This window comes from Paracoccus sp. (in: a-proteobacteria) (assembly GCF_030538695.1).
Lineage (GTDB): Bacteria > Pseudomonadota > Alphaproteobacteria > Rhodobacterales > Rhodobacteraceae > Paracoccus.
This window is the reverse complement of record NZ_JAUNTN010000004.1, coordinates 80,397-99,624: the sequence shown is the minus strand read 5'-3', so window position 1 is coordinate 99,624 and position 19,228 is coordinate 80,397. Positions and strand designations below refer to the sequence as shown.

The 19,228-nt window shown below is 65.3% G+C and carries 22 protein-coding genes and 1 tRNA gene; 9 read left to right on the top strand and 14 right to left on the bottom strand.

Going from position 1 to position 19,228, the window contains the following annotated elements; genetic code table 11:
• Positions 1-80 precede the first annotated feature (80 nt).
• From Q4G24_RS03175 to Q4G24_RS03160, 4 genes are all read right to left on the bottom strand, one after another.
• Positions 81-512 carry a GNAT family N-acetyltransferase gene (locus tag Q4G24_RS03175; protein ID WP_303365047.1) on the bottom strand — a complete coding sequence of 144 codons (432 nt, stop codon included), beginning with the start codon at positions 510-512 and terminating at the stop codon, positions 81-83.
• On the bottom strand, positions 509-1,138 hold the full coding sequence (tsaB, locus tag Q4G24_RS03170; RefSeq protein ID WP_303365046.1) for a tRNA (adenosine(37)-N6)-threonylcarbamoyltransferase complex dimerization subunit type 1 TsaB: 630 nt from the start codon (positions 1,136-1,138) through the stop codon (positions 509-511). Before tsaB ends, Q4G24_RS03175 begins: the two co-directional genes overlap by 4 nt.
• Positions 1,131-1,691, bottom strand: coding sequence for a NifU family protein (locus tag Q4G24_RS03165; protein ID WP_303365045.1), 561 nt, complete (start codon positions 1,689-1,691; stop codon positions 1,131-1,133). Before Q4G24_RS03165 ends, tsaB begins: the two co-directional genes overlap by 8 nt.
• Before the next feature lie 93 nt (positions 1,692-1,784).
• On the bottom strand, positions 1,785-2,237 hold the full coding sequence (locus tag Q4G24_RS03160) for a universal stress protein (protein WP_303365044.1): 453 nt from the start codon (positions 2,235-2,237) through the stop codon (positions 1,785-1,787).
• A 272-nt stretch (positions 2,238-2,509) separates the two neighbouring features.
• Between Q4G24_RS03160 and Q4G24_RS03155 the strand changes: the two genes are divergently transcribed.
• A complete protein-coding gene (locus tag Q4G24_RS03155; RefSeq protein WP_303365043.1) occupies positions 2,510-3,142 on the top strand; it encodes a sugar transferase in 633 nt (210 codons plus the stop codon).
• Here Q4G24_RS03155 and truA read toward each other — a convergent pair.
• The 3 genes from truA to Q4G24_RS03140 all read right to left on the bottom strand — a co-directional run bounded on the left by truA (position 3,139) and on the right by Q4G24_RS03140 (position 5,177).
• Positions 3,139-3,915 carry a tRNA pseudouridine(38-40) synthase TruA gene (gene truA, locus Q4G24_RS03150; RefSeq protein WP_303365042.1) on the bottom strand — a complete coding sequence of 259 codons (777 nt, stop codon included), beginning with the start codon at positions 3,913-3,915 and terminating at the stop codon, positions 3,139-3,141. The genes Q4G24_RS03155 and truA overlap by 4 nt on opposite strands.
• Positions 3,915-4,916: a 5-bromo-4-chloroindolyl phosphate hydrolysis family protein gene (locus Q4G24_RS03145; RefSeq protein WP_303365041.1), complete on the bottom strand. Its 1,002-nt coding sequence runs from the start codon at positions 4,914-4,916 to the stop codon at positions 3,915-3,917. Before Q4G24_RS03145 ends, truA begins: the two co-directional genes overlap by 1 nt.
• Before the next feature lie 187 nt (positions 4,917-5,103).
• Positions 5,104-5,177: transfer RNA gene (locus Q4G24_RS03140), tRNA-Gly, on the bottom strand.
• A 125-nt stretch (positions 5,178-5,302) separates the two neighbouring features.
• On the opposite strand from Q4G24_RS03140, the gene Q4G24_RS03135 reads away from it, so the two are divergent.
• Positions 5,303-5,644, top strand: a complete 342-nt coding sequence (locus Q4G24_RS03135; RefSeq protein WP_303365040.1) for a TfoX/Sxy family protein — start codon at positions 5,303-5,305, stop codon at positions 5,642-5,644.
• Here Q4G24_RS03135 and Q4G24_RS03130 read toward each other — a convergent pair.
• On the bottom strand, positions 5,628-6,074 hold the full coding sequence (locus tag Q4G24_RS03130; protein WP_303365039.1) for a nucleoside deaminase: 447 nt from the start codon (positions 6,072-6,074) through the stop codon (positions 5,628-5,630). The genes Q4G24_RS03135 and Q4G24_RS03130 overlap by 17 nt on opposite strands.
• A gap of 110 nt (positions 6,075-6,184) precedes the next feature.
• Here Q4G24_RS03130 and Q4G24_RS03125 point away from each other — a divergent pair, with 110 nt between their 5' ends.
• A complete protein-coding gene (locus tag Q4G24_RS03125; protein ID WP_303365038.1) occupies positions 6,185-7,933 on the top strand; it encodes a pseudouridine synthase in 1,749 nt (582 codons plus the stop codon).
• Here the strand turns inward: Q4G24_RS03125 and hemP are convergent, their stop codons facing one another.
• Positions 7,934-8,122 carry a hemin uptake protein HemP gene (gene hemP / locus Q4G24_RS03120; RefSeq protein WP_303365037.1) on the bottom strand — a complete coding sequence of 63 codons (189 nt, stop codon included), beginning with the start codon at positions 8,120-8,122 and terminating at the stop codon, positions 7,934-7,936.
• 105 nt (positions 8,123-8,227) lie between these two features.
• Positions 8,228-9,133, bottom strand: a complete 906-nt coding sequence (locus Q4G24_RS03115; RefSeq protein WP_303365036.1) for a zinc ABC transporter substrate-binding protein — start codon at positions 9,131-9,133, stop codon at positions 8,228-8,230.
• Between the two features lie 130 nt (positions 9,134-9,263).
• On the opposite strand from Q4G24_RS03115, the gene Q4G24_RS03110 reads away from it, so the two are divergent.
• The 4 genes from Q4G24_RS03110 (at position 9,264) to Q4G24_RS03095 (ending at position 11,647) form a co-directional block, all read left to right on the top strand.
• Positions 9,264-9,686 carry a Fur family transcriptional regulator gene (locus Q4G24_RS03110; RefSeq protein WP_303365120.1) on the top strand — a complete coding sequence of 141 codons (423 nt, stop codon included), beginning with the start codon at positions 9,264-9,266 and terminating at the stop codon, positions 9,684-9,686.
• On the top strand, positions 9,683-10,453 hold the full coding sequence (locus Q4G24_RS03105; RefSeq protein ID WP_303365035.1) for a metal ABC transporter ATP-binding protein: 771 nt from the start codon (positions 9,683-9,685) through the stop codon (positions 10,451-10,453). Before Q4G24_RS03110 ends, Q4G24_RS03105 begins: the two co-directional genes overlap by 4 nt.
• A complete protein-coding gene (locus Q4G24_RS03100; protein ID WP_303365119.1) occupies positions 10,446-11,234 on the top strand; it encodes an iron chelate uptake ABC transporter family permease subunit in 789 nt (262 codons plus the stop codon). Before Q4G24_RS03105 ends, Q4G24_RS03100 begins: the two co-directional genes overlap by 8 nt.
• A gap of 209 nt (positions 11,235-11,443) precedes the next feature.
• Complete coding sequence (locus Q4G24_RS03095) at positions 11,444-11,647, top strand: hypothetical protein (protein WP_303365034.1); 204 nt, start codon at positions 11,444-11,446, stop codon at positions 11,645-11,647.
• A 157-nt stretch (positions 11,648-11,804) separates the two neighbouring features.
• Here Q4G24_RS03095 and Q4G24_RS03090 read toward each other — a convergent pair whose 3' ends face one another.
• From Q4G24_RS03090 to Q4G24_RS03075, 4 genes are all read right to left on the bottom strand, one after another.
• Positions 11,805-12,512, bottom strand: a complete 708-nt coding sequence (locus tag Q4G24_RS03090; RefSeq protein ID WP_303365033.1) for a YjbF family lipoprotein — start codon at positions 12,510-12,512, stop codon at positions 11,805-11,807.
• Complete coding sequence (locus Q4G24_RS03085; protein WP_303365032.1) at positions 12,509-14,662, bottom strand: YjbH domain-containing protein; 2,154 nt, start codon at positions 14,660-14,662, stop codon at positions 12,509-12,511. The genes Q4G24_RS03090 and Q4G24_RS03085 overlap by 4 nt, the downstream gene beginning before the upstream one ends.
• A gap of 110 nt (positions 14,663-14,772) precedes the next feature.
• Positions 14,773-15,300 carry a hypothetical protein gene (locus Q4G24_RS03080; protein WP_303365031.1) on the bottom strand — a complete coding sequence of 176 codons (528 nt, stop codon included), beginning with the start codon at positions 15,298-15,300 and terminating at the stop codon, positions 14,773-14,775.
• A gap of 246 nt (positions 15,301-15,546) precedes the next feature.
• Complete coding sequence (locus Q4G24_RS03075) at positions 15,547-16,929, bottom strand: L-serine ammonia-lyase (RefSeq protein WP_303365030.1); 1,383 nt, start codon at positions 16,927-16,929, stop codon at positions 15,547-15,549.
• Between the two features lie 187 nt (positions 16,930-17,116).
• Between Q4G24_RS03075 and dusB the strand changes: the two genes are divergently transcribed.
• Complete coding sequence (dusB, locus tag Q4G24_RS03070; RefSeq protein ID WP_303365029.1) at positions 17,117-18,133, top strand: tRNA dihydrouridine synthase DusB; 1,017 nt, start codon at positions 17,117-17,119, stop codon at positions 18,131-18,133.
• Positions 18,130-19,221, top strand: coding sequence for a nitrogen regulation protein NR(II) (locus tag Q4G24_RS03065; protein WP_303365028.1), 1,092 nt, complete (start codon positions 18,130-18,132; stop codon positions 19,219-19,221). The genes dusB and Q4G24_RS03065 overlap by 4 nt, the downstream gene beginning before the upstream one ends.
• The last annotated feature ends 7 nt before the right edge of the window (positions 19,222-19,228 follow it).

Here is a 19,228-nt window from a genome sequence, read left to right as displayed (position 1 = left end):
CCCCCTCATAAAGCATTGCGGGCCGGGCGATTCCGACCGTGTTTCTGGCCTCGGATTAGGGCGTGATTGCGGCGGGCGGGTCAACCCAAATCTTGCGGATCGGCCCGCATTTCCGCAAGGTTCAGGCGCATCACCACCCCGTCAACCCCCGGCGCGTAATAGGATTTTCGCCGCCCCGCTGCCTGCCAGCCAAGCCCCTGATACAGCGCGAGCGCGGCGGTATTGTCTGCGGCGACTTCCAGAAACCCGGTTGCCGCGCCCCGATCCGCAGCCTGTTGCGTAAAATTGCGGCATAAGGCGGATGCAAATCCCTGACGTCGCGTGGCTGGATCGGTGGCCAGCGTCAGCAATTCGGCCTCATCCGCGATCACCCGGCCGATCAGGAAGGCATGGGGGCGGGTCAGCAGAAAGCTGCCGGGCGTGTCCAGCAGCGCCGCGATTTCTTCCGCCGACCACGGGCGCGGGACGGTGAAGCATCGCCCATGCAGTGCGGCCAGATCAGCGGGGGTCACGACAACATAACCGGGCCGCGTTCCCGCGCGGGGGCGGCATCGGCGGCGCGCAGGTAAAGCGGCGCGGGCGCGGGGCCGGGGGCCATGCGGCGCGACAGGGCGATGCGGGCGATAGCCTCGGCCAGCGGCAGGGCGGGGGTGGCAACATAGCCACCGCAGCGGGCGGCCAGTTCCGCTGCGCGATGGCCGATGCAAGCCGCACCCGGCGGCAGTTCGGGCAAGCTGTCTATGTCACACAGGACCGGCGCACCTGCCGCTTGCACATAAAGGCGGTCTTGCCGGGCGTCGATGCTGGCGACTGTGCCGGGTGGCTGACCAAGGCGCAGTGCCTCGAAGCCTGAAACCCCGATTGCAGGCACGTCCAGTGACAAGGCCAGCCCGCGCGCGGCAGCAACCGAGATACGGATGCCGGTAAAATTGCCCGGCCCGATGCCAACGCCGATCACCGACAGGTCGCGCCAGCCTGCGCCCGCCCCGGTCAGCAGGCTTTCCAGCAGCGGAAACAGCCGTTCGGCCTGACCCTTGGTCATGTCCTCATGCACCGAAGCCAGCAGGGTTTCGCCCGACAGCAAAGCGGCCGCGCAATGCGCGGCCGATGTGTCGAAGCCAAGTGTCAGCTCAGCCAACGGGGCGAACCTCGACCACTTCGGGGATATAGTGGCGCAGCAGGTTCTCGATCCCCATTTTCAGCGTCAGGGTCGAGGACGGGCAGCCCGCACAGGCCCCCTTCATGTGCAGATAGACCACGCCCCGGTCAAAGCCGTGAAAGGTGATGTCGCCGCCGTCCTGCGCCACGGCAGGGCGCACGCGGGTGTCCAGCAATTCCTTAATCTGGCCGACGATTTCGGCGTCCTCGCCGGTTTCGTCATGGGATTGGTGGCCCCCTTCGGCGCTGCCCTGCATGGCCGGGGCGCCGGATTGGTAATGCTCCATGATGGCGCCAAGCACGCCGGGCTTCAGATGGTCCCAGCTTGCCGCGTCGGATTTGGTGACGGTCACGAAATCCTGACCCAGAAACACTGCAACGACCCCGTTCACAGCGAAAATCCGCTGCGCCAGCGGCGAAACGGCTGCGTCCTGCGCATCGGTGAAATCGGCGGTGCCATGGTCCAGCACCGTCTGGCCGGGCAGGAACTTCAGCGTGGCGGGGTTCGGCGTGGTCTCGGTCTGGATGAACATGCGGGTCTCCTTTGGGCGCAGATATGGGGGCAGGGACGGGCCGGGTCAAGCCGGGGCGCAAGGTTGCTGATTGCCGCCCCCTGTTGTCGCGGGTCAGGTGATCTGTTCCAGCCGTTCCAGTCCGATTTCGCCGGGAACAATGGTGATCGGGCAGGACATTTGCCCCAATTCACGCATCAGCTTGCCAATCACCGGATCAGGCCCGCCCCCGGTCGCGGCGGCCAGCACCAGAATCCCGATTTTCGGGTCGGCGGCGATCAGCTTGCGCAACTCGGCCACCGGGTCGCCCTCCTGAATGACCAGTTCAGGCGTGACGCCAAGGTGATCCCGCATCCAGTTCGCATAGATGGCGAATTGCGATTCGATCCGCTCATGCGCTTCGGCCCGCATGACGTCAGCGACCCCGAAACCGTGCTGAATCTCGGCCGCAGGGATGACCGACAGCACCACGACCCCGCCCTGAGAATGTGCCGCGCGCAGCGCCGCAAAGCGGATCGCATTCAGGCATTCCTGAGTTTCGTCCAGCAGAACCAGAAACTTACGCATTGGGGGGCTCCGTTATTCTTCACGGGTATTGTGGCGTGATGAACGCAGAACAGCAAGTTCTGGCCTATAAGTTTATTTATTGTGGAAACCCGGTCGGGGGGAGTTACGTTTACTCCCGTAAAGGTTTAGAGGCGGGCGAGCAAAAGCTCATCCGCGAATAGGATAACGCATTGACCGCTCATACAGATTGGGATGGGGCTGACAGCCGCGAACATGCAATTTTGCATGCCTCTGGTGTTATGTGTGATCCTGTATCCAAGCCGAAACCCGGCATGACCTTTTCCAAGCGGCTGATGGATATTCTGCTGGCGCTGGCGCTGCTGCCGTTTCTTGGTGTGGTGATGATCCTTGTGGCTGCTGTTCTGCTGGTGGTGCAGGGGCGTCCGGTCTTTTACCGGGCCGAGCGGATGCGCGGCCCTGGTCAGCGGTTCACGCAGTATAAGTTCCGCACCATGGTGCCGGATGACGGGGATGCTGGCGCGACTGGCGGCCACAAGCACTGGCGGATCACGCCGATCGGGCATTTCCTGCGCCGCACCCGTCTGGATGAGATTCCGCAGATCTGGAACATTCTGAAGGGCGACATGAGCTTTGTCGGCCCGCGCCCACCGCTGCCCGAGTTTGTCGAGCGTTTCCCCGCGCTTTATGCGCAGGTGTTGAAAAGCCGTCCCGGCGTGACCGGGTTGGCGACGTTGATCTATCACCGCCACGAAGACCGGATCATGGCCCGCTGCACCACGCCCGAGGCGACCGAGGCCGCTTATTACCGCCGTTGCCTGCCGGCCAAGCTGCGCATTGACCTGATTTATCAGCGCCGCCGCACGCTGGCACTGGATTTGTGGGTGATCTGGCACACCGTCAAGATCGTGCTGACCCGCCGCGACAAGCGGATTCCCCGGCGCTAGGCGAAAGGGTTTTCGGGATAGCCCACCCCGGTCAGATACAGACCTTGGGGCGGGCAGACTGGCCCACAGGCGGCGCGGTCACGGGCGGCCAGCGCCTCGGCCACGCGCTCGGGGTGCCAGGCACCGGCGCCGACGCGCTCTAACGTGCCAACGATCGAGCGCACCTGATTGTGCAGAAAAGACCGCGCCCGCAGGTGAAAGCGGAACTCGACCCCCTCCGGGACCGGGATGGTGGTCAGGCTGATCTCGTCCAGCGTCTTGACCGGGCTTTTCGCCTGACACATGGTACTGCGGAAGGTGGTGAAATCATGCTGTCCGATCAGATGCGCGGCCCCCTTTCGCATCAGGTCGGGGTCCAGATCGTGCCGCACCTGCCAGACCCGGCCCCGGTCATGGGTGACAGGCGCACGCCGGGCGATCAGGCGGAACAGATAGCGCCGCTCATGTGCGGAAAACCGGGCGTGGAAATCATCGGCAACCCGGACAGCCCGCAGAATGGCAACCGGGGCAGGGCGCAGATGCGCGTTCAGCGCCTCGGCCAGCCGGAACCCGTCCCAGTCACGCGCCAGATCTGCCGTTGCGACCTGTCCGGTGGCGTGAACCCCCGCATCGGTCCGGCCTGCCGCAGCGATCCGCGCCCCGGCGGCAAAGCCGGGGTCCAGCCGGGCCAGGGCCGCCTCGACCGCGCCCTGAACACTGGGCTGGCTGGCCTGCGCCTGCCACCCGGCGAAAGGCGTGCCGTCATATTCGATCAGCAGGGCAAAGCGCGGCATCAGCGGTTCAGCTTGTCCGCCTGACGCAGCAAGCTGTCCACGGTCTCGCTGCGGAAATTGGGCAGCGCCTTGAGGCCCGCATCCTCGGCCGCGACATGCTCGGCAATCGGATCGGCCGGCGGGCGCACGCCTTCGCGGGCAAGCCGGTCACGCAGCACGTCGATTTCAATATCCAGATCGGTGCGCCCCGATTCGATCAGGCTGCGGGTGCGGTCGGTGAAGTTCCGCTCCAGATCGTCCAGCAGCGATTCGTAATCGGCCCGCGCTTTGTCGTCGCGGGTCTGCGTGTAAAGATCGACAAACTTGACCGTCGCATCACGCGCCCCCAGCAGATAAACGCCCAGATAACGCCGCGCCGCCGCCAGATCGCCGGGATCTTTGCGGACCTGATCGAACAACTGCCGGGCAGTGGCCTCGAACATCTGCACACGCGCCTGAAGGCGGCGGTCATGGGTGCGCAGGATCGCATCATGCATCCCGCGCAGGTAATCCTCGCCCTCGGCAATGATGCGGGCCACGCGGTCCTGCTGAAAGCGGTCCACGCCTTCCATGCCCTTGTCGCGCATCGGGTCGGGGCCAAAACCCAGCCAATGCAGCGCAAAACCGGCCGCGCCGATCAGCGCTGCACCGGCCATCGCGCCCGGTTCCCACGCGCCAATCGCAAGGCCAAGCCCGGTCATCACCCCGCCGAACAGTTTACGCGGAAAGGCCGGACGGCGGGCGACAGTGGCGGCGTTATAGGCGGCTTCGGCCTGCAAACCCTCACGGGTCATCCACATGCCGGCCGCGATCAGGCCAAAGCCTGCCAGATTGGCGACCATCAGGCCGGGCGCATTGAAAAATGCGCTGACCAGCAACGGCACGGCCATGACGGTGATCCATGTCGTGCGTGATTCATACGGATGCCGCGGCGCTTGCGGAAGCCGCGGTGCCGGTGCGGGCTGCAAGCTGCCGCCCTGTTGCCCGTCAGGAGAATATTTGCCACCGAACCGAATAGCCATGCCCGCCCCCTTACGCCGCGCCCGCCAGACCGGCGTAAAGTGTCAGCAGCATCAGCAGCCAAAACGACAACCGGCGCATCGCATTCTGGGACATGGCAAATTCCTTTCCTTGACCGCAGCAACAGATAGGCGCGGCATTACCCCCACACAACCCGCAAAGGCGATGCTTGTTCCGGCGGAAAGGGGATGGAGCGGGTGATGGGAATCGAACCCACGTCTTCAGCTTGGAAGGCTGCGGCTCTACCATTGAGCTACACCCGCGACAGACCGGCGCTTAGCAGCCCGTTGCGCGGGATGCAAGAAACCTTGCCGGTTATTTGCAAGGCCCGGCTTTCTTCTTCATATAAATATCCAATCCGACATAGCCACCGGAAAGGCGGTCAGACATGAACAGACAGACAGATCAGGCGCGGGCCATGGCGGCGGAATATGCCGATATGCTGGACGGCTGGCCCATCACCCTGCGGCCCTTGTTCGGCGCAATCGCCCTCTATCGTGCTGGGGTGGTCTTTGCGATGGTATGGGAAGGCGGGCTGTATTGCAAAACCGACGCCGACACGCAGGCGGATTACGACGCCGCAGGGTCACGCCCGCTGATCTATCAGACCAAAGGCGAGGAACGTGCCCTGACCAGTTTCCGCGAAGTCCCGGCCGAGGTTCTGGATGACCCTGAAACCCTGCTGGAATGGGCTGAACGTGCCTTTCAGGCCGCTATCGCCGGGCGTTGAAGAAATCCCGCAAAAGCACCGCTGATTCGTCAGCGGCCAGCCCCTCATGCACCTCGGGGCGGTGGTGGCATTGTGGATGCGCAAACACCCGTGCGCCATGTGCCACGCCGCCCATACGCGGGTCGGCGGCACCGTAATACAGCACTTCGATCCGGGCGGCGCTGATGGCGGCGGCGCACATCGGGCAGGGTTCCAGCGTCACCCAAAGGCGATGGCCGGGCAGGCGTTCTGACCGGGCGGCGGCGCAGGCGGCGCGGATGGCAAGGATTTCGGCATGGGCGGTCGGGTCGGACAGTTCGCGCGTGCGGTTGCCTGCCTGTGCAACCACCCGGCCCGCTGCATCGGTTACGACAGCACCCACCGGCACCTCGCCGCGCAGGGCGGCGGCGCGGGCTTCGGACAGGGCAAGAGGCATCTGGCTGATGAACATATCACCTTTTCGCGTGATCTGCTGTATCCTGCAAGAACCGCTTTCCTTCCTGGCGCGTTGGGCATAGACGCGCCGAAACCACCGCAGCGATTGCGCAGGAGATCTTCGCCATGACCGACGACACCACTACCGAATCCACCCCCGAGACCCCGAAACCCGGCGAACGTATCGCCAAGGCCATGGCCCGCGCCGGTGTGGCCAGCCGCCGTGATGCGGAACGGATGATCCTTGAGGGCCGGGTGACGGTCAACGGCAAGACCATTAAAAGCCCGGCGCTGGATGTGCTGCCTTCGGATCGGGTGGCGATCGACGGCAAGCCGATGGATGCGCCGCAGGAAACCCGGTTGTGGCTGTATTACAAGCCGGTCGGGCTGGTAACGTCGGAATCCGACGAGAAGGGCCGCCAGACCGTCTTCGACGCGCTGCCCCGCGATCTGCCCCGTGTGATGTCGGTCGGGCGGCTTGATCTCAATTCCGAGGGGCTGCTGCTCCTGACCAATGACGGAGAGCTGAAGCGTCGGCTGGAAATGCCCGCAACGGGCTGGCTGCGCCGTTATCGTGTTCGGGTGAACGGGCGGCCTTCGGATACCACGTTCGATCCGCTGCGCGAGGGCGTGACCCTTGATGGCGAGGATTTTCAGCCAATGGAAATCCGTCTGGACAGCCAGCAGGGCGCGAACGCCTGGGTTACGGTTGGTATCCGCGAAGGCAAGAACCGCGAAATCCGTCGCGCCATGGCGCATATCGGGCTGATGGTGAACCGGCTGATCCGCATTGGCTATGGTCCCTTCAAACTGACCGGGATGGAGGAAAACGAAGTCCGTGAGATCAAGCGCCGGGTGTTGAAAGATCAGCTTGGCGGCTTGCTGACCGGCGAGGAGGTCGAGGACCGCCCGCGAGAGTTCCGCGCCCGTGGTGCCGAGGATCGTGGCCATCGTGAGGGTCGTGAGGGTGGCGACCGCCCATCCCGCGATTTCAGCGACAAGTTCAGCGGCGAGGGGCTGCGCGCCGGGCGCAAACCGCGCCACGGGGCTGGCCCGCGCGAAGGCGGTGGTGATCGTGGGGGCAGTTTCCGGCCGCGGCGCGAAGGTGATGATCGCCCGCGCAGCTTCGGGGATAAGCCGCGTTTCGGGGACCGTCCGCGCCGTGATGGTGATGAGCGGCCCCGTGGTGAGGGGGGCTTCAAGCCGCGCTTTTCGCGTGATGATCGTCCTCGTGAAGACCGCCTGCAAGACCGCCCGCGCGAAGAACGGGGCGGCGACCGTCCTGCTCGCAGTTTCGGCGACCGACCGGGCAAGTTTGGTGACAAGCCGCGCTTTGGCGACAAGCCACGCCGGGATGGTGGCCGGGATGATCGCCGCGATGGCGATGCCCCCCGCAAGTTTGGTGACAAACCCCGCTATGAAGGCCGGGGCGACAAGGCGGGCGGCACCAGAGACGATCGCGCCGCCCGCCCGCAGGGCCGGAGTTTCGGGCCGGGCAAGGCCCCGTCCGGCAACAGGGCCACGCAGGGAGAGGGGAAACCCTGGCGCGGCCGTGATGATGCGCCCCGCAGCAATTCCGCGCGTGGCGACGCGCCGCATGGGGGCAAAGGCTTTGCGCGGGGGCCGAAATCCGATGGCCCGCGCAAGGAAGGTTTCCGCTCGCGTTCGGATGAAAGCGGGGGCAGCAGTCGGGGCGGAAAACCCTTTGGGAAACCTGCCGGTAAGTTCGGCGGGGCACCTGCGGGCAAGCCTTTTGGCGGCAAGCCGGGCGGGCGCCCCTCGGGCAAACCCGGCGGGCGACCGGCTGCGGGCAAACCCGCAGGCCGTTCTCCCTCGGGCAAGCCGCAGGGTGGGCCGCGCAAACCGCGCGGGTGATTACTTGGTCAGGATCAGCTTGCCCGCGCGGGTGATGCGCAGGTTATAGACCTGATCGTTCAGCAGGATCAGCGCCTGATTGCCGCCGCCCGTCAGGGCGTTGGCATCGTGCTGCGGCAGGGCTGCCAGCGGATGCGGGGCGGCTACGGGTGCGATAGCTGTGAAGTCGTTCCGGGGTTGGGCAGTCATGGGGCGTCTCCTTCTGTCCTGACGCATTCCTGACAAAAAAAGTCGGAACTGTCAAAGAAAAAAGCAGGCACGGTTCAGGGTATCCCAAACCCGGCGGTGGCTTGCCTATTCCGGGGCCATGCAATCGTGCAAAACCTGTGCCATCTGGCGCAATATCTGCGGGTAAAGATCAGCCCCCGCAGGCAAGGCCGCGCCGCTTGGGTCCAATGCTGCGCCGATGCGCAGATCGGTGCCGGCGACAAAGGCTTCGATCTGGCGCGGGTTGTGGTTGGCTTCGGGGAAGGCGCAAGTCGCGTGATTCGCGGCAAGATCTGCCCGCAGCCTGGCCAGCCGGGCGGCTGAAGGCGGCGTTGCATCGCCAAGCGCCAGCGCCATGGCCGGGCGCATCCCATAATGGTTGGTGAAATAGCCGTAGGCGTCATGGAACACGACGAAACCCTGATCGGCCAGCGGTGCCATCTGCGTGGCCAGTTCTGCGTCCAGCGTGGTTAACAAGGCCCGTCCGGTATCGGCATTGGCGCGATAGGTGCTGGCGTTTGCGCCGTCCTGCTTCGCCAGTGCCTCGGCAATGCCGCTCAGCCAAAGCTGGCCGTTGCCCGGATCAAGGAAGGCATGAGGATCGATGCCGTCATGGCTGTGATCGTGGTCGTGGTGATCGGTGTGGGCCTCGCTCCCGTCCCAATCCCGCAGCCGTGTTCCCGGCACGGTCAGCAGCGCCAGATTGTCCCCTTTGGCCAGCCCGTCGCGGGCGCGCTCCAGCCAAGGGGTCAGCTCCGGCCCGACCCATACCAGCAGGTCCGCATCCTGCAACGCTCCCGCCTGCGAGGGCCGCAACTGATAGTGATGCGGGTCGCCCCCCTGTGGCATCAGCGCCACCGGCGCGACCAGATCGCCGCCGACCATGCGCACCAGCGAGGCAGTCATTTCGGTATCGGTCACGATGCGCAGCGGCTCGGCCAGTGCGGGCGAGGTCAGCAGAAGCAGTGGCAGCAGGCAGGCGGATCGGGTCATTCTGGCTCCTTGCGGGCGGGATGTGTCGGTTTTATGTAATGTAATAACGGCACCCAGGTAATGTTACAAGGTAACGCATATGGCCTCTGCTTTTGATCCGCATGACCATCAGGGTTGCATCGGCCACGCCATGCAGGCCGCGCAGGCCCGGTTGCAGGACAGCGGTGCGCGTCTGACCCCCGTGCGACAACGGACGTTGGAAATCCTGCTGGAATCGCATCGCGCGATGGGCGCCTATGACGTGCTGGAGCGGCTGGCGGCGGATGGGTTCGGGAAACAGCCGCCGGTGGCCTATCGGGCGCTGGATTTTCTGGTCGAACAGGGGTTGGCGCATCGTATCCAGCGGTTGAACGCCTTTACCGCCTGTCTGTCGCCCGGCCATGACCATGCGCCCGCTTTCCTGATCTGCCGTCAATGCGACCGCGTGGCCGAGGCCGATGCCAGCGCTCTGCGGCAGCAGATGGGCGTGATGGGGCAGGCACTGGGCTTCACCATTGAGCGCAGCAGCTTCGAGGCGATCGGATTATGTGACGCCTGCGCGGGTGCCGCATGAACGCGCTGATCCGGGCCGAATCGCTGACGGTGGGACGCGGCGGCGACCAGCCGGTGCTGCGCGACGTGGATTTCAGCATTGCCGCGGGCGAGATCGTGACCGTGGTGGGGCCGAATGGTTCGGGCAAATCGACGCTGATCCGGGCGCTTTTGGGGCAATTGCCGCTGACCCATGGCCGGATCACCCGGCAGGCGGGGCTGCGCATCGGCTATGTGCCGCAGCGGGTGCATATCGACCTTGCGGTGCCGATGACGGTGCGGCGGTTCCTGTCGCTGCACCGCCGGGTGCCAGATGCCGAGGCCGCTGCCGCACTGGCCCGCACCGGCGTTGAAGGGCTGGACAGCCGCCAGATTACCGCCCTGTCCGGTGGCCAGTTCCAGCGCGTTTTGCTGGCCCGCGCCCTGCTGAACCGTCCGCATCTGCTGGTGCTGGACGAGCCGACTCAGGGGCTGGATCAACCGGGGATCGTCGATTTTTACCGGCTGATCGAGGATGTGCGCCGTGAAACCGGGGCTGCGGTGCTGCTGGTCAGCCATGATCTGCTGGTGGTGATGCGGGCCTCTGACCGGGTGATTTGCCTGAACGGGCATATCTGCTGTCAGGGAAGCCCGGCCGAAGTCAGTATTGCCCCCGGCTACCGCGCCTTGTTCGGCAGTGGAACCGAGGCCACGCTGGCGCTTTACAACCATCATCACGATCACCGCCATGACGGTTGCGGCCATGACCACGACCCTCACGACCATTCTGCCGGGGCCAACCATGCTTGACGATTTCCTGACCCGTGCGGTTCTGGCGGGGCTTGGCCTTGTGCTGGTGACGGGGCCGCTGGGGGCTTTTGTGGTCTGGCGGCGGATGGCCTATTTCGGGGATTCGACGGCCCATGCCTCGGTGCTTGGGGTGGCGCTGGCGCTGGGGTTCGGGGTGTCCGTCTATGCGGGCACGCTGCTGGTGGCGGTGCTGGTGGCGGTGCTGGTCGTAATGATGGCGCGGCGCGGGCATCAGATGGACAGCGCGCTGGGGGTGCTGGCCCATTCCGCGCTGGCGCTGGGGTTGGTCGGGGCCGCTTTCGTGCCGTCGATGCGCAGCGACCTGACCGCATGGCTGTTCGGGGATATTCTGGCGGTCGGCAAGGCCGATCTGGCGGTGATCTGGTCGGCGGCGCTGGCGGTTCTTGCGCTGCTGATCTGGCGCTGGAACCGGATGCTGGCGGCCACCGTGAACGAAGAACTGGCTGCTGCATCCGATATCAACCCCGAGCGCGAGCGGCTGATCCTGGCGCTGTTGCTGGCGGTGGTGGTCGCCGTGGCGATTCGGATTGTCGGGGCGCTGCTGATCTCGGCGCTGCTGATCGTGCCTGCCGCCGCCGCCCGTCCGCTGTCACGCAGCCCCGAGGCCATGGCGCTGATCGCCACGCTGATCGGGGCTGGGGCGGTTTTGGGTGGTCTGGCCGCAAGCCTGTGGCTGGATACACCCGCCGGTCCTTCGGTCGTCGTGGTCGCCGCTGCGGCCTTTATGCTGTCCAGTCTGGTTCCATGGGGGCGAAGATGATTTTCGCCCGTCGGCCATAATTTGCGCAGAAAAGCGCCAATATCCCTGCCAAGGAACGGTTTTGCGGGGTAAAGTGTTGGCTAATATGCAACAGTCGGGCAAAGCCATTGTGGAAAACATCAAGCTATCGCTTTTCAACCCACGGGCTTTGTGCGAGTGTCGCCCCGATGCTGTCGCTAATGGCAGCTTTCACTGGTACTTTACGGAGCATGATCATGACCAAGTTTGCTACCATCGTGGCCGCCCTCGGCCTGTCCGCCTCGACCGCTCTGGCTGGTGGCTATGTTGCCCCCGTCGTTGACGTTCAGCCGGTTATCGTTGACACCAAACCGGCGTCGTCGAACGCTGGCCTGGTGATCCCGGCCCTGCTGCTGCTGGGCGTTATCGCCGCAGTCGCTTCGGACGACTCGTAAGAATTAGCCCTTTTAGGGCCATTCTGGAAAGGGTCGGGGTTTTCCCCGGCCCTTTTTCTATGCGCTGTCTTCATTCGCGGGGTGATCGGCTCGGGGGCCGCAGATATGCAAACGGGCCGCACAATGGCGGCCCGAAGAATTGGACTGAGCGCAGGGATCAGGGGCGGATGGTCTGGATGGTGACATAGCCCATGGCCGGGCCGATCCATTGCCGCGACAGCACGATGCTGCCATCGCCCGCCACCAGATAGTTATTGGTGAAATCTGCGCCATGGCCCTGACAATGTTCTGCCATTTGCCGGGCTGACCAGATCCGGCCTGCAAAATCAAAGGCTTGCATCTCGCCGCTGGTGATCGTGCAGCTCACTGGCAGGGCGCGCTCCACACCTTCGCCGGTCAGGTAGTAATTCACCCGGTTGGCCTGCCCGGCACGGCGGGCGCGGATCAGCGCGGTGCTGGCCTGCGCGTCAGTGGCGTTCAGGTCGTGGCCAAGCCCTTTGGTCGAGGTCAGCACGCCCTGATCCAACACCAGCGCCTGCTGGTTCGTCGTTGCAAAGGTGCGACGGCTGCCGTTTTCCCCGATCAGCGCCATGGCCTGCATATTTCCGGCCGATTCTACCGTCGCCAAAATCAGCGGGCCGGGGTTGGCCTGCAAGGCTGCTGCGGCGATCTGGTCGGGGCTGCGGGCCGGGGTCGCCGGGGCTGCCGCGCTGCCGCCGACCATCTGCCCGGCCTGTGCCGCAACGCCGCCAAGCGTCTGGCGCAGGACCGTGCTGGTATCGCTGCGTTCCGTATCATTGCCGCAGGCGGCAAGCGTCAGGGTTGTGGCGGCAAGACAGGCCGCGCCAAGATATTTGCGGGTCATCGCCAGAACTTTCCCCATCCTTCGTAAAGTTTGCCCTGATGGCTGTCGTTCACACGCTCATACAGGCGGCCACGCACCCGGACCTGAGCGCCGCCATCGCGGGTCAGCGAATGCAATTCGTTGCTGGCGACGGCATCGCTCGGCTGTCCGGTCAGCCAGCCCATCGGGATCGACAGGCGGATGCCCTTGTCAAAGCTGCCCTCGCCAAATTGTTCGGCGGGCATGTCGGTTTTGGTGACGAAAGCCCCCAGTTTCCAGCCGTTTGCGAATTCACGGTCCAGCGAGACGGTCGCGCCGACGTCGCCAGCCAGATATTTGCCGACATCCAATTGGCCGGTAAAGCCGCCGCCAAAATCGTAATAGGCCGAGACAAAGCCGGTCGTGACTTCGTAATCCTCAAAGCCGAAACGCTGTTCGGGGCTGCGTTTTTTCACCCGGTTCACCTCTGCCCCAAGGGCAAGGCGGCTGTCCACCGGCTTCCACAGGATTTCCCCCGAGGCCCCGCCATACATCGGTTCCAGCAGGCCGATGGTCACGCGGCTATAGAAATCATTGGCCGGGCGGGCATACCATGCGGCGGTCAGATAGGGGATCGTCGGGCTGGTCTGGCCGTTATATTGCCACGAATCGCTGCGCACGACGACATCGCTGGTGGTCGGGCAGGGCTGATCGTCTGGCACTTGCGCCCGGCATTTGCCGCTGCGCTCGCCCATGGTGCCGGCGACGCGCTGGCGGATGGCGCCTTCAAACAGGATGCCGGGGGCCATCTCATAGCTGGCGTTCAGCTCTCCGCCGATCTCATATTTCGCGGAATCCGAGGCGTCGAACAGCCCGGCCATGAAATAGGGCTTGGCCTGCCAGGTAAAGCGGGGGAACATGCCCGGCGTGGCCTGCCAGCCGTCGCGGGACAGGTCGGCCTCTCCGATCTGCGCGGCTGCGGCGATCTTGTCGGATGAGGTGTTCTCCAGCCGCTCGACATCGGACCGGCGCAGCGTCACGGATGAGGCGGGCATTCCGCTTTCTACCGAGGTAATCACCAGCGTTTCCACCGAAGGCGGCAGGGCGCGGGTCATCAGCCGCGCAGTGCGGCCCACGGCCTCGGCCTGTTGCAGATAGCGCAGGTTGCGGATGCGGACTTCGGCCCGGTCGGGACCAAGGCGCATGGATTCGAGCCGCTGCCCGTCTTTCAGCAGCGCATTGGCCAGAGCCTGCTGAATGGCGGGCTGTGCGCTGGGGTCGGCGGCCCAATGGCCCGACCAGCCGTCGGGGTCTGCCGCTGGTGCGGGGCGCGGGCGCACCGGCGCGGGCGCACCTTCCAGCCCCGAGGGGAAGGGCGCAGTCTTGGGGTTCAGCATCAGCGTGAACTGCGCCCCGACCTTTTTGCTGCCGATGGTATAAAGCCCCAGCTCGTAATTCTCGCCAAGGCGGTAATTCAGGCCCAGATTGATATGGCCATCGGGGGCGTCCTGCCCCTCAGCGACTTCCAGTTCATAGGAATCGTTGGAATATTCCGCTACCAGCCGCATCCGGTCATTGGCCTGCCATGCGACCGAGGCAAAGGGCTTCGCCCCGCCGCGGAACCATGTATCGACATTGGGCTTGCCGCCCTCGTCGCCATATTCGACCGGGCGCGGCTTGCCCGCCAGACGGCCCCAGCCAAGGCCGACGGTGGCGCGGATGGTTGGCGTCACGTCCTTGGTGGCGACGATATATTCGCCGGAATAAATCCCGGTTCCCAAAAAATCCTGCAAGCCGATCGCGACCGAGGGCCGCCAGCCGTCGGTCTGGTCCAGCAGTTGATAGCGCAGGTCCAGCGAGCGGTCCCAGATATAGCCCTGATCGTGGTAATCGTCGAACTTGTCCAGTTTGGCATAGCGCAGCGCGACGTTCAGTCGGGGAAGTGCCTGAAAGAACAGCGTGTTACGACGTGCGGTATGCGAAAAAGACAGGGTGGCACCGATGGTGGCGTCAGGCAGCATCTCGGCGGTGGGTGTATCGACTGCGCCGGGCAGGCCATAGCTGTTCATGCCGCGCCCGATGGTAATATCGGCCTGCGCGGTGCCGGACGCGCTGGCCATCAGCAGCGCGGCGGGCAGGGTTGTCGCCAGAAGGCGGCGAAGATAGGGGCGGCGTTTGGCGGGGCGGCGCATGTCGGAAAGTCCCTCGTAGATTTGGCGTAATCCTAACGTCCGTCAGCCGAAACAACCAGAGCGCAACTGCGCCAGCGGCGATATTCCGCAGGCGCGTTGAACCATTCGTATCAGGAGGCCGTCTGCGCGGCGGAACCGCAGCCGGTCAGGGTGTTGCCCTGCGCCCGCAGCGTCACGCTCAGCGGGTATTTCTGGCCGCCGCGCCCGGTGCAGGCGGCTTCGGAGGCGCGCAGGGTAAAGGGGCGTCCGCCAAGCACGCCGATGAACTCGATCCCACCGGCAAAGACCAGACGATCAACCGCAACCGTGACATCCGCCGCGCCCGCGCGTTTGAACACCACCTTGCCCCCGGCCACATCGGCGGACCAGTCCTGTTCCGTGCCAATTGCGTTCAGCGCGGTGACATTCACCGTCCCGGCCTGCGCGGTGGCGCGGGCGGTTTTCGCCCCGCCTGCCAACTCGATCGGATCTTTCAGCGGCGAGACCGCAGGGGGCTGCGGCGGCGTGGGTTCCGCGGGTTCTTGCGCGGTTTCGGCAGGCTTGCTGCTGAAGCTGTCACGAAAGTTCTGCATCTGCGTTTCGTCGCAGGCGGCAAGGGCCAGCGGCAGAAGGGCCAGGGCGGCAAGGCGAAGTTTCATCGGGCATCCCTCGTGAAATCATTTTGCCTCTGCCTAGCGCAAGCCGCCCGCCCGGCGCAATGGCTGGCTTGCGGCGGTGGATCGCTGGGCGGGCGGGCAGTGCTGATTGAGATGTCGTTGATTTGGCGGATGAACGGGCCAAAGGGCCGGTTGCGCAAGTTGCCGGAACCGCAACAGTGGCGTCTTTGTTGTGCGAAATTGTCCGGGTCGTCTTGATCGTGCTGATTTCATATCCCTGCGTGGTGTTCAGCAATTCGGCACATTCACCGCCAACCCGCCAAGCGAGGTTTCCTTGTATTTCTCGGACATGTCGCGGCCAGTCTGGCGCATGGTTTCGATGGCGGCGTCCAGCGGCACGAAATGCTGGCCATCGCCGCGCAGGGCGAGGCTGGCGGCGGATACGGCCTTGATCGCGCCAAGCCCGTTGCGCTCGATACAAGGCACCTGCACCAGCCCGCGCACCGGGTCGCAGGTCATGCCAAGGTGGTGTTCCAGCGCGATTTCAGCGGCGTTTTCAATCTGTTCCGGTGTGCCGCCAAGGACGGCAGCCAGACCGGCGGCCGCCATGGCGCTGGCCGACCCAACCTCGGCCTGACAGCCACATTCCGCGCCGGAAATGCTGGCGTTATGCTTTATCAGCCCGCCAATCGCTGCCGCCGTCAGCAGGAAATCGCCCAAATCGCGTTCTGACGCGCCCGGCACATGGTCCAGCCAATAGCGGATAACCGCAGGCACCACCCCCGCCGCACCATTGGTCGGCGCGGTGACGACCTGACCACCAGCGGCGTTTTCCTCGTTCACGGCCATCGCATAGGTGGACATCCAGTCGTTGATGACATGCGGCGCGGTCAGGTTCAGGCCGCGCTCCGCCATCAGGCTGGCGTGGATCGCCTGCGCCCGGCGGCGGATGTTCAGCCCGCCGGGCAGGGTGCCGCCGGTGGTCAGGCCGCGATCCATGCAGTCGCGCATAGTGTTCCATATCCGCGCCAGCCCGGCGTCGATCTGCGCATCGCTGCGAAAGCGGCGTTCGTTCTCGCGCTTCATGGCGGCGATGCTGTGGCCCGATTCGGCGGCCATGGCCAGCATCTCGGCGGCGCTGGCAAAGGGAAAGGGAACGCGCGGGCTGGCCTCGGTCCGGGTGTCATCGCCGCGCGCGGCCAGTTCGGCCCCGGTCAGCACGAAGCCGCCGCCGATGCTGTAATAGGTTTCTGACAGGATCACATCGCCCTGTGCGTCCAGCGCCGACAGGATCATCCCATTCGCATGGCCCGGCAGCGGCCGGTCATAGTCAAAGATCAGATCGCTGGCCGGATCGAACCGCAGCGGGCCAAGCCCTGCGGGTGTCAGGGTCAGGCTGGCGCGGTTATCCGCCAGCAGCGCCTCGGCTGCGGTTACGTCCATGGTTTCCGGCACCATGCCGCCAAGACCAAGGATGGTGGCGCGGTCGGTGGCGTGGCCCTTGCCGGTAAAGGCCAGCGAGCCGTGCAGGCTGGCCCGCAGCCCTTGCGCGGCAAAGGGGGCTGCCCGCAACAGGTCCAGAAACCGAGCCGCCGCCACCATTGGCCCCATCGTGTGCGAGGACGACGGGCCGACGCCGATCTTGAACAGGTCGAAAACGGACAGAAACATGGGTGCTTTCCTTGGCTTTCTTCGCAGGTTATCCGGGCGTGTCGCGCAGGGCCAGCGATTGCTTTATGCACAATTTTCAGGCAGTATGCCGAACTTTCGAACAGCACGCCCCGCCCGCTGTCATTGGCCTGCAAAAGCGATGCGGTGGCCCTTATCGCAGCCTGCCCCCCGGCATAAGGACCAGATTATGAGCAACCATGACCCGATCCAGCTTGATGATGTGACCCTTGGGCCGCCGGTGTTTCTGGCGCCGATGGCGGGGATTACCGATCTGCCGTTCCGCCGTATGGTGGCCGGGTTCGGGGCCGGGCTGGTGGTCAGTGAGATGGTGGCCTCAACCGAGATGGTGACGCCGCGCCCCTCGACCCGCGCGGCGGTGCGGGCCAAGGCGATGGTGGCGGGCGGCCAGCCGGTCAGCGTGCAGATCGCGGGCCGCGAGGCCGCGCCGATGGCCGAAACCGCCCGTATCGTGGCGGGTATGGGGGCGCGGATCATTGATATAAACATGGGCTGCCCGGCCAAGAAAGTCACCGGCGGACTGTCCGGCGCGGCGCTGATGCGCGACCTCGACCACGCGCTGCGGCTGATCGAGGCCGTCGTTGCAGCGGCGGAATCCGAGGGCGGCTTGCCGGTCACGCTGAAGATGCGTCTGGGTTGGGATGAGGACTGCCTGAACGCGCCTGCGCTGGCGCGTCGGGCGGCGGATGCCGGGGTCAGGATGCTGACCGTGCATGGCCGCACGCGGGCGCAATTCTATAAGGGCCATGCCGATTGGGCGGCCATCCGGGCGGTGCGTGACGCCGTGCCGGGGCTGCCGCTGGTGGCGAATGGCGATGTGGTGGATGCGGCCAGCGCGGCGCAGGCGCGTGCGGATTCCGGCGCTGATGCGGTGATGGTCGGGCGTGGCGCGCAGGGTGCGCCCTGGCGGCTGGCGCAGATTGCCCATGCCTTGCACGCCGCCCCCGCGCCCGAGGTGCCGCAGGGCGCGGCGCTGGCGGCGCTGGTGTCGGCGCATTACGAGGAGATCCTGTCCCATTACGGCAATGAACTTGGCGCTCGCGTCGCCCGCAAGCACCTTGGCTGGTATGCTGAGGCCGCCGATGCGCCGGATTTGCGCGATGCCTTGGTGCGTGCGCCCGATATTGCCGCCACCCACGCGCTGATCCGCCGCTTTGCCGATCTGCCGGAAAGCGAGGCTGCATGAGCGCCGCCCCCGATTCTGCCCCCGCCGCCCCCGATCCCGTCTGGCTGGCGCTGCCCTTGCCCGCGATCCGCTTTGATGCGGCGCATCGGGTGGTCAGCCTGAATGATTTGGGTGAGGTCTGGCTGAACCTGTCCAGCAAAAGCGTGGCCGGGCTGCGGCTGGATGATCCGGCGCTGCTGGCGCGGTTGCGGGTCGATCCGGGGCTGTTCGCCATGCTGGACCGGGCCGCGCTGGATGTGCAGTTTCAGGATAACCTGATTTGGGAAATCGGTGATCGCACCGGCGGCTATCAGATGCGCCGCGCCTCGGTGTTCGTCTCGGCGCTGCCCGATGGCGGGGCGCAGGCGGTGATCGAGCCTGCCGACAGCCGCCCGTTGCGCCAGAACAGTGCCGCGCGTGCCGCCATCGGTATGGCCGAGATGCTGGCGCATGAGATCAAGAACCCGCTGGCCGGTATCCGCGGCGCGGCGCAATTGCTGGCCGAAGGGCTGTCACCCGAGGACCGCGACCTTGCCGATCTGATCGTCGAGGAAAGCCGTCGGGTGGTGGCGCTTCTGGAGCAGGTCGAGCGGTTTGGGGATACCTCGGCCCCGGCGCTGGCGGCGGTGAACATTCATGACGTGCTGGACCGCGCCCGGCAGAGCTTTCAGCTTGCGGCCGCTGGTCCGGCGGTGGTGCGGGAATATGACCCCTCGCTGCCGCCTGCGCTGGTGGACCCGGATCGGATGATGCAGCTGGTCCTGAACCTGTTGCGTAACGCTGCCGAGGCGCTGGCCCGCGACGGGCGCAGCAGCGCCGACCCGCGCGGTCCCGGCACCTTGCGGCTGCGCAGTCATTACGACAGCACCATCCGCCACCCGGACAGTAACCAATCGCTGCCCTTGCAACTGGAAATCGAGGACGATGGCCCCGGCATCCCTGATGCGATTGCTGAGCATGTCTTTGAACCCTTTGTGTCCGGGCGTGAAAACGGCACCGGGCTTGGCCTGGCACTGGTCAGCAAGATTGCCAATGACCACGGGGCCTGGCTGCGGCTGGACAGCCGCCCCGGACGCACGCTTTTCCGCCTTTCCCTGCCCAAAGCCTAAGGAGCCA